This is a genomic window from Faecalimonas canis (assembly GCF_054601575.1).
Map to the genome: position 1 here is coordinate 1 of NZ_BAAHSI010000008.1, position 12,301 is coordinate 12,301.

The 12,301-nt window shown below is 36.8% G+C and carries 11 protein-coding genes; all 11 read right to left on the bottom strand.

The features are described 5' to 3' along the window. Positions 1-2,006: vWA domain-containing protein (locus tag ACYPXO_RS02280; RefSeq protein WP_459639073.1), on the bottom strand; the 2,006-nt coding region annotated here is incomplete at its 3' end. A 392-nt stretch (positions 2,007-2,398) separates the two neighbouring features. Next, positions 2,399-3,187 carry a response regulator gene (locus tag ACYPXO_RS02285; protein ID WP_459639190.1) on the bottom strand — a complete coding sequence of 263 codons (789 nt, stop codon included), beginning with the start codon at positions 3,185-3,187 and terminating at the stop codon, positions 2,399-2,401. After that, positions 3,177-4,982 carry a sensor histidine kinase gene (locus ACYPXO_RS02290; RefSeq protein WP_459639074.1) on the bottom strand — a complete coding sequence of 602 codons (1,806 nt, stop codon included), beginning with the start codon at positions 4,980-4,982 and terminating at the stop codon, positions 3,177-3,179. The genes ACYPXO_RS02285 and ACYPXO_RS02290 overlap by 11 nt, the downstream gene beginning before the upstream one ends. A gap of 19 nt (positions 4,983-5,001) precedes the next feature. Then, positions 5,002-6,171, bottom strand: a complete 1,170-nt coding sequence (locus tag ACYPXO_RS02295) for a nucleotidyltransferase domain-containing protein (protein ID WP_459639075.1) — start codon at positions 6,169-6,171, stop codon at positions 5,002-5,004. After that, positions 6,164-7,840 carry an ABC transporter ATP-binding protein gene (locus ACYPXO_RS02300; protein ID WP_459639076.1) on the bottom strand — a complete coding sequence of 559 codons (1,677 nt, stop codon included), beginning with the start codon at positions 7,838-7,840 and terminating at the stop codon, positions 6,164-6,166. The genes ACYPXO_RS02295 and ACYPXO_RS02300 overlap by 8 nt, the downstream gene beginning before the upstream one ends. Before the next feature lie 2 nt (positions 7,841-7,842). Then, entirely contained in the window at positions 7,843-8,019 is a 177-nt protein-coding gene (locus ACYPXO_RS02305; protein WP_459639077.1) for a PqqD family protein, read from the bottom strand. 155 nt (positions 8,020-8,174) lie between these two features. Further along, positions 8,175-8,897 (bottom strand): hypothetical protein, encoded by a 723-nt coding sequence (locus ACYPXO_RS02310; protein ID WP_459639078.1) that lies wholly within the window; start codon positions 8,895-8,897, stop codon positions 8,175-8,177. A 141-nt stretch (positions 8,898-9,038) separates the two neighbouring features. Further along, positions 9,039-10,109, bottom strand: a complete 1,071-nt coding sequence (prfA, locus tag ACYPXO_RS02315) for a peptide chain release factor 1 (RefSeq protein ID WP_459639079.1) — start codon at positions 10,107-10,109, stop codon at positions 9,039-9,041. 38 nt (positions 10,110-10,147) lie between these two features. After that, entirely contained in the window at positions 10,148-10,990 is an 843-nt protein-coding gene (gene prmC, locus ACYPXO_RS02320; protein WP_459639080.1) for a peptide chain release factor N(5)-glutamine methyltransferase, read from the bottom strand. After that, positions 10,987-11,919 (bottom strand): DUF1385 domain-containing protein, encoded by a 933-nt coding sequence (locus ACYPXO_RS02325; RefSeq protein WP_459639081.1) that lies wholly within the window; start codon positions 11,917-11,919, stop codon positions 10,987-10,989. Before ACYPXO_RS02325 ends, prmC begins: the two co-directional genes overlap by 4 nt. Positions 11,920-11,995: 76 nt before the next feature. Next, a complete protein-coding gene (gene rpmE, locus ACYPXO_RS02330; protein WP_459639082.1) occupies positions 11,996-12,199 on the bottom strand; it encodes a 50S ribosomal protein L31 in 204 nt (67 codons plus the stop codon). Between the last annotated feature and the right edge of the window lie 102 nt (positions 12,200-12,301).

Genomic DNA, 12,301 nt, shown 5'->3' on the forward strand with positions numbered 1-12,301 from the left:
GGACTTTGTCTACAGTCTGTCTTCTTATAATAATAAGAAGTATTTCCGCTTGTATCCGGATCTGTTTTCAACGGCTGTAAACATTTATCATCTGTACAAACAACTGTATCTCCTGTAAAGAAATAGAACGAGTTCGACTTTGAAGGTGTGAAATTTGCAATTGTATTTCCTAACTTCTTAGCACCACTTGTTTTTAGTCCGTCATAGAAGTTAGAGTAAAATGCCGCTTTATTTCCGTCAACTCTGTTGTCTTTTAAGTAAGCATTTAATTCTCTATCCTCTGCACTGTCATTCAATCCGTCTTTCAATGTTTCCACAACTTCCGGTTTTAAACTTGCGCCATAGAAAATACGCATTGGATATGCTTCCTTAATTGACATTGTTGTTTCTGTATTTCCATCAACATCAATATTAAAGTGTCGTAACGGAATTAATCCACCCGGAATTTTAACTGTTACCGTATCACCTTTTTGAAGATTATCACTTTTCTTCACCTGAACAATAATTTCATTCAAGTTACCTTGTGGGTATAATTCAGAGTCACCACTTGCTTTTCCTTCATAGAAATAAGTTGTAACTCCATCTTTCGTTTCACTTCCTGTTGGTTTAAATACTTGATCAGCAAAAACCAAGTCTTTAAACTCGTCTACCTGCATATATTTTCCAAGTTCATCCGTAAATGTGATGTAACCTGATTTCCCCGCAAAACCTTCTTCAGTATGTGTTGGGAAACCCGAACCGCTATTTACTTCATCAAAGATTTCTTCAAAAATTTTATTAAGTCCATCTGTATCCTGCGCCGCTTTATAGTAATTTAATTTTTCAGCAGGTTCTCCTAACTCACTCCACTTTGTTGCATTTGGATAGTTACTTGATACACCATGCATATATGCATTAAATGAACTCGAAGTATTTTCAGGGTTGGCTTGGTCAAACACACCTATTGAATATATCTTTGCAGCATTATCCTTCATACGTTTTGCTATCTGAATAGTTGCATTTGCCGTAGCATCCTCAAATCCAGACTGCCCCGGTTGTCCATCTGTAAAGAAAATCACTACTTTCTGTGCATCCTGACGGGCATTTTGTAAAGATTTTTCCGCCTGCTCCATTCCTGCGTTTGCATATGTTGCACCATTTGCACTTAGGCGATTGATAGTTCCTTCAAACCTTGAAATTGTACTTGAGTTATATGCCGTAAGTCCCTGTCTAAGATACCCATTACTTGAAAAAGTCACAATAGACATACGGTGTTGTTTCTCTGTGTCTATAATAGAATCATTACGTTTTGCCGTTTCATTTGCAAACTGATTTACCGCAATCTTCAACGCTTCCATTTTAGACAATGAGCCAGGTTTTTCTTGACGAGTATAAAATTGAATTCCACTCGTGTCTGATGCATTCTTCTTCGGTGTCACTTCTTCTCCGTTTAATTCCCAACGTTTAAATCCACCGAATATACCTATTATGCGGTCAATTTTAATGTAGTTTCCATCTACCTTCGCGTAATACCTGTCACTGCGGGTACTTACACTATATGTCGGACTATAAATATACTCCATAGGATCACCCATAGACCCTGATGTATCAAGTACGAATACAATGTCAAGTGGCTTTTCTGTCAGCGTTACTGTATTCGATGTAGATGATAAAGCAGATAATCCTACAAGAAAATCGGAATTTCCTTTATCAATTGTAAATTCATTTCCTTGTGACGAAGCCGGAAGTTTTATATTCTTATCCGAAACGGTTTTATCCGTCCAAATTCGTCCTATATTTTCTGTAGAATTTTCTACAACTTTCATCCATGTTTCTAACGATGATTCGTCTGACACGGATTCCTCATTAAATGCTGCTCGCGACTGATTCTTCACATTGCCTGTGGATTTGTCCTTCGCATAAGACGTTATGCTATTAACAGGCACTAAACCAACAACCATACTGATTGCCAACAGAATCGCCACGAACGAATCTCTGAACTTTCTTCGTTCTCGTTTCATAATCATCTCTTCCTCTCCTATATATATTTACACTGCGAGCAGTGTATCTTAACAATAGAATTATACAAACCAAAGTGTTACTCTTTCGTTACTTTTACGACAAAAAATATTGGGGACGTAGTAAAATTGAAAAATACCCTGTCCCTAATTAGATTTCACTGTGTCCCTAATCGTTGAAAGGGGTGTCCCTTTTTTTAGATATGTTAAAAACCTCCGTAAAATCAGGCTTTTTCATTTTTCTTTAAAAAGTATATTATGAAAACCATTTTTACTTTGTTTTTGGCTCATTTTCGGACTTTTAGTATATTTTTAAAATCACAACCGTTTTTACTAGCAAAAAGGGACAGGGCGTTGTCAAAAAAGGGACGGGGTAAAACAAAATTCGGGACGTAGTAAACTTAAAGTTTACTACGTCCCGAATTTTCCAATTCCACAGCCGTTTCTTCCGCCCATGAATATTCCCATAAATACTGTCCAACACACTCTGCAAGTGATTTTTTTCTTTCCAAAATCGCATAATAATCACAATCTACTTTCTCATAATTAATATTACACGAACCTCTATTATTTACAAATACATCATCTATATCATATGCCTGAAAGATTTTTTTCAAATACATAACTGCTTTTCTATACAGAGTCTTAACACGTTCATCATACAATCTTTCTCCCCACAGTTTGTCCACCGCTTCTTCCATCGTCACATTTCCACCTCTGTGGTCTACGCAAAGCGCCAGCAATTCTTTCGCTTTTGCATTTGCAAAATACACAACCTGTCCATCTACAAAAACATCAAATCGTCCAAAAGTTCTAAAATAAATTCTTTTCTTTTGACGTTTAGAAAGATAGTATGAACGTTTTAGTACATCTCTGATTTCTTCCTGATTATATGGCTTTAAGACATAATAATCCGCTTTCATTTGAAAGGCATCCCGCAAATATTGTTCATAACCGGTCACAAATATAAGAACAATATCAGGATATAATTCCCTCACTTTTTTGCCAAATATAATTCCATCCATCTCAGGCATTTCAATATCCGTAAAAACAACTTCTACCGGATGTTCTTTAATATACTCGTACGCCTCAAGCGGATTTGTAAATGTTGCCACGATATCCACACCTTTAATTCCTGCGCATTCCATTTCAAACTGCTTTATCTGAAGCCACTCATCATCAATAATCACTATCTTCAATTTGCTCTCCCCCCCCCCCTAAATTTTGAGGAAATATTAAAGTTGCCTTCGTTCCTACTCCGCATTCTGAGTGTAGTTCACATTTTCCATGTGACATTTTTTCAAGCCGAAATTCTATATTTTTAAGACCCGTGGAATTTTCTTTTCTTTTTTCATTTACATCAAATCCCACACCATTATCTTCTACTTCTACAATATAGTTTCCGTCTTTCTTATAACTTCTAATCCACACACAGCCTCCGCCCATCTTTTTACGAATTCCGTGTTTAATTGCATTTTCCACAAGTGCCTGCACGCTCAGAGGAGGAATATAAAAATTTTCTTCCCTTATATCAAACACCACTTTTAACTGGTCCTTGAAACGCACTTCTTCAATATTGACATAAGATTTTATGTGCCGGATTTCTTCTGAAAATAAAATAGTTTTTTTGTTTCCAATCGCATCAATATTTCCTCGAAGATAATTTGAAAAATCATATACCATTTTATAGGCATCATCCGGAGAAATTTTTATCAGCGTACGGATTGAACCGAGTACATTGTATATAAAATGAGGCTGTATCTGGCTCATCATCAATTGAATTTCACTATTTTGCAGACGTCTGCTTAATTTTCTATTTAATCGTGCCGTATTATAAATTTCCCAAATATAATAGCCAAACAGATACATTGTATAAATAAGCACTGCACCTCTTATGCATATACCGAATGTATACCATTTTTTTGAATAGAAATGTACCCATTCAACCAACCCTGCCCCCAAAATGATAAGCATACAAACAAATTCTCCTTTATTATACCCCGCTTCTTTTTCTAAAACCTTTTTCCCATAAATAACGATAGCGTAAACAAACGATATAATAAATGAAACCAATATGTATCCTGCACTCTGTATCAAATCCTTTGCATCTGCCACCTGCAAAATCAGACATAAGACAGCATTGAAAAAACTCAAGTAAAATCCTATCCGTGTAATCTTTTGAATTTTTCCTTCTACTCTCTGCTCCAAATAACTCAAAAAAAATACATTGCAAAATAAGGCTGAAACCATTGTAACAAAATATATTGTTTCTACCCCTATTTCTTTATACACCATTTCCGACACACCACACAGCCAAAGAGAAACAAGAACAAACAATATTCCCAACGTTTCTTCACAACGGTACCCTCTAAATCTTCGCAAAAAAACAGATATAACAACCATAACTATTCCCATAATTCCTATAAATAGGCTTATTAAAAACTTCGGAAAATTTGTTTCTCTTATTGCATAATATAAACTATTATACGATCCCCAATATATATAATTCTGCTTTCCTTGAAATTGTTTATACGGAGATGAAACTTCAATACTAATGTGTTTTCCCTCGCTTTCTTGAGGTAAACGGATAAAATTCCATGTACTTGGTACAATTCCTCCTCTAATTTTTTTATCAGGATATGTATAAATCTCCTTACCATCAATCGAAACTCTCACTTTTTGTAACTGAGAGTGAAAAGCAATCGTCGTGTTTCTGTAAGGTATTTTCGGTATAATATTTTCCATGACAAATTTGCCTTTATCCGTTTTTTCTAAAACTCTAGGCAATTCCGGTATTATTTTCTTTCCGTCTTCTTTATAGTACCAGCCTTCCATTTTTTCAATTCTTTTATCCGGCTTTGCCGTACCCATCTCATTTTGTACAAGAAGAGAAAATATAAAAAGGATTGCCAGAATACCGGCAGTTATTTCTGTCACTCGTCTTTTTAACATTTCTTCATTTAAAATCTCTTTAAACTTTTTCATTTCTAATCTATCAACTACTTTATAACCCTAATTTTTCAAATACTTCCTGTCTTCCACGCGCCTCATCAAAATCTACTTTCTGATTTACAAGCACCTCGCTCGCTTTTCCTTTTCTTTTAAATATGGTTCTGAAAATTCTCTGTATCCATGCCACCGGAAGTAATATCGGGTATTTCTCTAAATATCTATATTGTAGTTTCATCAATCTGTATGGGAAAAAAATCGTAGAAATCCATACTTTCATCTGTCCCATCCAGACTTTTTTATCTGCTGAAGCCACAGTTTGTATTTTATAGTTTTCCACTGTTCCATAAACACCGCTGCCCACAATAATTTCCGTCAACTGTTCATAAAACGAATTACTCTTCTCACCTTGAAACCAGATTGCCGTCAATTGTTCCATATGATGCAGAAATTCTTTTAATCCGATTTTTTCTAATTCTGATTCCACATATGTCCAATTCATCTGTTCTTTCATTTTCTTTTCAAACTGCCAAATATCAACAATAGAACGAATTCCACTTCCTCCGTTTTCAAAATGTTTTGCAAAATGGGCAATTACATAAATATAGAAATCTTCCCATCCATATTTTTGCACATACGTCTTCCCTTCAGCCTGAACCGCCTTCTCCCAAGGATTTGCATAATAAGCAGCAAACCTGCTGTCCTCATCGACTAAACAATAGTGCATTTCTATATTCATAAACGGCTTTCTAAAATATACATGGTGATGGTCATCCTTATGGTCACAATAATATCCGAGTTTTGTCAGAATTTCTTCTACTTTCTCTTCCTGCTCCAATCGGAATAAAATATCAATATCCGCCATCATACGAAGGTCCGGCTGTGGATAGAACTGCTTCATAAACACACCTTTTAAAGCCATACAGTATACTCCCGCTTCCTCAAACGCCTGCAGCAACTCTTCTAAAGAAAATTGTTGCGTAGTATCTCTTGCCACTTCCAACTGCCATGCCTGTTCAAATTTTTTGCGAATTTCCTGCGGAATATTCTCCTTACCCTGCATTTTATCAAGCCCATGCGCCACAACAGATTCAATCTTATGAAATTTGCAAATCTTATATAATGCCTCCCAATTTATATTTCCTGTCGCAACCGGACTTTCGCCTCCTTCAAGACTATATCGTATAATCTCGAATAAAAATCTCCATTTTTGCACCTTACTCATACTTCACCTCTATAAATTTTTTATTTTCAATCTTGACTGCACGATCACAACATCTTATTCCCGCTGCCGTATGAGAAATACAGATAATTGTTTTTGTATTCATTTTCTTTAAATTCTGTAAAACATTCCATTCTGTTTCTTTGTCTAAAGAAGCTGTACATTCATCCAGCAAAAGTATCGGCGCATCGTCCAAAATTGCTCTCACAATCGCAATACGCTGAATTTGTCCCATGGAAAGTCCTTCTCCTCGTTCTTTAAGCACAGTATCTAGTCCCTGTGGTAAAGTTTCGATATAATCCCAAATACACGCAACTTCTGCGGCTCTTTGAATTTCTGCATCTGTCACCTTGGGATTACAAAATGTAATGTTCTCCCGAATTGTTCCCGACATAATCATATTTCCCTGCGGAACATAGGAAAATACATTTCTTGTGCCTGCATCAATTTCAATTTTCTCAGACACAGTTTCTAAATATAATTTTCCCTCAGAGCATGGCATAAGGTGTAAAAACAGTTTTACAAGTGTACTCTTCCCTATTCCTGACTCTCCTACAATCGCAAGCAACTCGCCCTTCTCCACACGAAGAGAAACATTCTCTAAAACCTTTTCCCCTTCAGTATAAGAAAATGTAACATTGTCAACAACAATTCCCATAAAATCTCGATAAAATTGCATCACATCTAAAATTTTAGATTCTGCCTGTTCATCGGTCATCTCCTCAAGTTCCATTAAACGCTCGGCAGATGCCTGCATACTATAATACTGAGGAATTAGTCCTGAAACATTTCTAAACGGTGCTTTAATCTGTTGAATAATCTGCAAAAACGCGGTCAAAGTTCCGAAAGTCATCGCCCCTACCGAAATCTGCAATGCTCCCCAAGCAAGCGCCGCATAATATCCCGCCGTAAATAACACATATACCATTGTGTTTGCAAAATTGCTGATCGTATTTCTTTTAATTCGTATCTTATAATTCTCCTGCTGAAATTCATTTAACTTGCCGCCAACAGCACTTTCATTTACAAACGATTTAATCACAATAAGATTTTCAAAACATTCCTGCATATAGGAACGCACAACACCATTGGTTCTTTGTACTTCCTTATGTAAATATTTAAAATGCCTGCTGTAAATTCTGCTGAACACACAAACTAATCCGCCGACACAAAGCACAAGCCCCGTGAAACGTGCATCAATAGAAAACAAAACAAACACACCCGCCACTATTTTTGTCAACATAGAAATCGCCTGTGGAATCAGTGACACAATACTGCCGACAACAATATCAATATCACTTGTCAGACGGTTAAGAATTTCACCGGAATGTACTTTGCTCACTTCCTGATATTGTTTCCGCAGCACTTTTGCAAATACCCCCTGTTTCATACGCATCTCAATTTTAGTTGTTGTGCGTATTCTTACATTACTGCTCGCAATATTCAAAACTGCCTGAAATATAATTAACAGTCCAAGTAAACCTATCTGTGCCCATAAGTTCCCCGTCCGACTTCCTGTTGCAATATCAAGAACATTACTCGAAACAAGCGCAAGCAAAATAAAACTACCAGCTATCGTCCCACTAATAACCGCCAGCAAAAAAATATACCCGATAAAATGCCGACTATATTGATAAATCCATTGAAGTGATGATATTTTTTCTTTCTTCATCCCTACTCTTCCAAAACTCCCGCCTCTCTCATTTTACTTAAAAATGCATCCAAACTTTTCTTCGCCTGTTCTTCTCCAATTTCATACCTTTCCAGTATTTCTCGTAATACCTTTTCCTCTGTTGTTTCTTCCTTAAGAAGTTCCCAAATTTCTCCACCTGTTTCATTTAAATGAATCATTCCATGAAAGTTTTTTGCCGCTTCCCAATAGGAACAACTACCGCACGTTCTCCAACCTGACGTTTTAAAAATCCTTCTTTAATTCTCATACCTTTTCTCCAATCTTTTTCTTCCATTATACTTTTTTTATCATAAATAACAAGTCTTTCTGCCGATTATGACTTCGACAATGTTTCATATGCTACCTTTACGGCAACTAAAGAAATATTACATTTCAACACAAAAAAAGGAATTTCACAGACCATTCCGTCTATAAGTTCCATAAATTGCATTAAACTTTCCGGTTCTTCCGGCAAAAACAATTGATGAAACAAACGCTCCACTACTTCTTTATCGTCAATCTTTCTTATTTCATTCTCTATCCCTCTCTCTATAAAACAAACAGATTGTATCGGGGCATATTTAGGTGAACCGAATTTTTCTTTTCCCATCCATGCAGTGCCATACGCATACCATCTTCCATTCTGATAGCGAATAATCGGTTTATCTCCATTAATATAACTTGCTCTTCCTTTAAAGTATTCCAACCAAAGTTTTGTATGCGTCGTTTTTCCCACTCCGCTTTTTGCCGTAAACACATAGGCTTTTCCATCTAATTCTATCACTGCTCCGTGCATAACAAACGCTGAAAACGGAATTAGTTTTCTCGCAATCGCCCTATAAATACAGACACTTTCACACATTCCTCTTGTAACCCCGTCCGCCGCAAACTCTGTATATTCCGTTTCAATTTCCTCATCCGAAACCTCCATCTCTATATCCGGTTTTCGTCCGCTTTCATCCAGCCAACCCGCACATTGTCTTTCGATGTATGTATATTTGTAGTTAATTTGAATACTCAAATCCGCCATTCTTATCTGTAGGCTTTTCTTTTCCATATTTCCTTCTCCCATATCACAATTCCTTATTTTTATAATCGAGATTATCGTAACACATTCAAATGCCACTAACAATAGCACTTTGAATTCCTATATATAAAAAACTACCAAATACATCTCTGTAAATGGTAGTTATCTGTATTACTCATTCATATTCGCTAATTTAGCCGCCTGATCCGCTGCAATTAAAGGATCGATAATCTCATCTAAATCCCCGTTCATAATATTGTCAATCTTATATAATGTCAACTTAATACGATGTTCCGTAACACGTCCCTGCGGGAAGTTATAAGTACGGATTTTTTCAGAACGATCGCCTGTACCAATCTGACTTCTTCTTGCTTCTGCCTCTGCTGACTGCTGTTTTTCCAATTCTAATTCATATAATTTAGAACGAAGTAACTTAAATGCTTTTTCTTTATTCTGTAACTGAGATTTTTCTGTCTGGCTGTAAATAACGATTCCTGTCGGGTAGTGAGTTAAACGCACTGCCGAGTCAGTTGTATTGACACACTGTCCACCATTTCCTGACGCACGCATAACATCAATACGAATATCTTTTTCATCAATTACAACGTCAACATCTTCCGCCTCCGGCATAACTGCAACAGTGATTGTTGAAGTATGAATACGTCCGCCCGACTCCGTTTCAGGAACACGCTGTACACGGTGTACCCCGCTTTCATATTTCATTCGTGAATAAACACTCTGTCCGCTCACCATGAAAACAACTTCTTTAAATCCGCCGATTCCATTTTCATTAAATGAAATCAACTCTGTTTTCCAACGTTTACTCTCGGCATAATGAACATACATACGGTATACCTCCGCCGCAAATAAAGCAGATTCATCTCCACCTGCACCTGCACGGATTTCCACCATAATATTCTTATCATCGTTAGGGTCTTTTGGAAGAAGTAAAATTTTCAATTCACGTTCCAATTCTTCCACCCGTTTTTTTGAAGAAGAAAGTTCTTCTTTTGCCAACTCTCTCATTTCTTCATCCGATTCCATTTCCAGCATTTCTTCACTGTCCGCAATCGCCTGTTTCGCACTCTTATATTCATTATATGCATCTACAATCGGTGTTAACTCCGCCTGTTCTTTCATCAACTTACGAAAACGATTCTGGTCATTCGCTACATCCGGTTCTTGTAACTCGCCCATGATTTCCTCAAAACGAATGATTAAATCTTCTAATTTATCAAACATATTTTTCCTCCTATCCGTTTATCCTCTTCTGAGATATTTTACACGCCATAGACTACACGGTCAAGCCCTGCCAAATCCTTTTTTATTTTCACATTAGAAAATCCCGCCTCTTCCATAAGCGTTTTTACTTCTTCTCCTTGGGTATGTCCTATTTCAAAATATAGTTTTCCATTCTTTTTCAAATATTTTCTGCTCTCTTTTATAATCTTTCGGTAAAAATAAAGTCCGTCTTCCTTCCCGTCAAGCGCTATCATAGGGTCATGCAATTTCACTTCATCTTCCAATTGTTCTATCTCTTTTGTCTTTATGTAAGGGGGATTTGACACAATCACATCATACATCCCCTCAACATTTTCAAACAAATCACTTTGAACGAAAATCGCTTCCGTATTATGCTTTCGGGCATTTTCTTCCGCTACTTCCAACGCCTCTTTAGAAATGTCAATACCGATTCCCTTTATCGTATCCTGTCCTCTGCCTTCCTGCATCATTTTCAATAAACTGATTAAAATACAACCCGAACCGGTACACACATCAAGAACACGCATATTCGGCTCTAAATCCTCCAAAACAGTTTCCACCAAAATTTCCGTATCCTGTCTTGGAATCAGTACGTTTTCATTTACCGCAAAAGTCAATCCCATAAACTCCTGCTCTTTCGTCAAATGCTGGAGCGGAATTCTTTTCGCCCTCTGCTCAATAAAATATTCGTACCGTTTTTTTTGCTCGGAATTCATTTCCTGCTTTGGATTGACATAGTACATTGCTCTGCTGATTTCCGTTATATGCTCTAAAAGAATCCATGCATCAATGGGTGCATCCCCAATCTTATGCTCTTCCAATACTTTTTTTCCAAAACCATATGCTTCTTCCAGTGTCATTCTTCACTCACTCCATACGTTTCTTTCTGATATGTTTTCCAGTCAAACACAGCCTCAACAGATTGAATTGCAACTTCTATCATATCGTCATCCGGCTCTTTTGTCGTCAAATTCTGTAACCATAACCCCGGCTTACTCAATAAATTTACAATCGGATTGTCACTATTTCCCGCCCATTTTATCAGTTCATAGGAAATCCCTGCGATTACGGGTATTAACGCAATTCTCAATCCGACTTTTACAAGTTGAGAATCCGAGCGGATAAAAAATATCATTACACAACTAACAATCATAACAAACAAAAGAAAACTCGTTCCACACCGCTTATGCTGTTTAGAACTTTTTCTCACATTCTCTACATTCAGCGGCAAGCCATGTTCTATACAGTTGATACATTTATGTTCTGCGCCGTGATACATAAACACACGCTTTATATCTTCCATCTTGGAAATAATCAAAATATATACAATAAAAATAAGAATACGGATAACCCCTTCCAATGCAGCCAGTACTGCTTTTGAATGTATTACATCATCTGCAAGACTAATCAGAAAATACGGCAGAACCATAAAAATCCCCATAGCAAGTACAACGGAAAACGCAACCGTAATTCCCATGAAAATAGATTCTTTCCTGTTCTTCTTTCTTTCTTCTTCTTTTGTCAGGGGAATCTTTTCTTTTTCTTCCTCATAAAACTCTGCCGAATAAGTCAGCGTTTTCATGCCGAGAACCAATGAGTCGATAAAATTAAACATCCCTCGTATAAACGGTGTTTTCGTCAAAAATCTGCACTTTACAACTCCTTTATACACATCTTTTTTCACTTCTATTTCACCGTCAGGCTTTCTTACCGCTACAGCGTAATCTTCTCCATTTTTCATCATTACACCTTCTAAAACAGCCTGACCTCCTATATTGGACGATTTCATCAGTGACCTCCAATCTTTTCCTTAACGCAACAAAGGTTGAGGTTTTGCAACCTCAACCTGTAAATGCTGGATTCTATTATGCCTGAATTCCGTATTTCTTGTTAAACTTGTCAACACGACCACGAGCCTGAGTAGCTTTCTGCTGTCCTGTATAGAATGGATGACATTTTGAACAAATTTCTACGTGAATGTCTTCGTTTGTAGAACCTGTTACGAATGTGTTACCGCAGTTGCAAGTTACTGTTGCCTGATAATAATCTGGATGGATTCCTTCTCTCATGATTTTCACCTCTCTATTTTTATTTGTGCGTAATTTTGTACGCATTAACATTTTTCTCAAACATCTTTTTGATTGTATCACAAATTCATTCTCTTTGCAAGT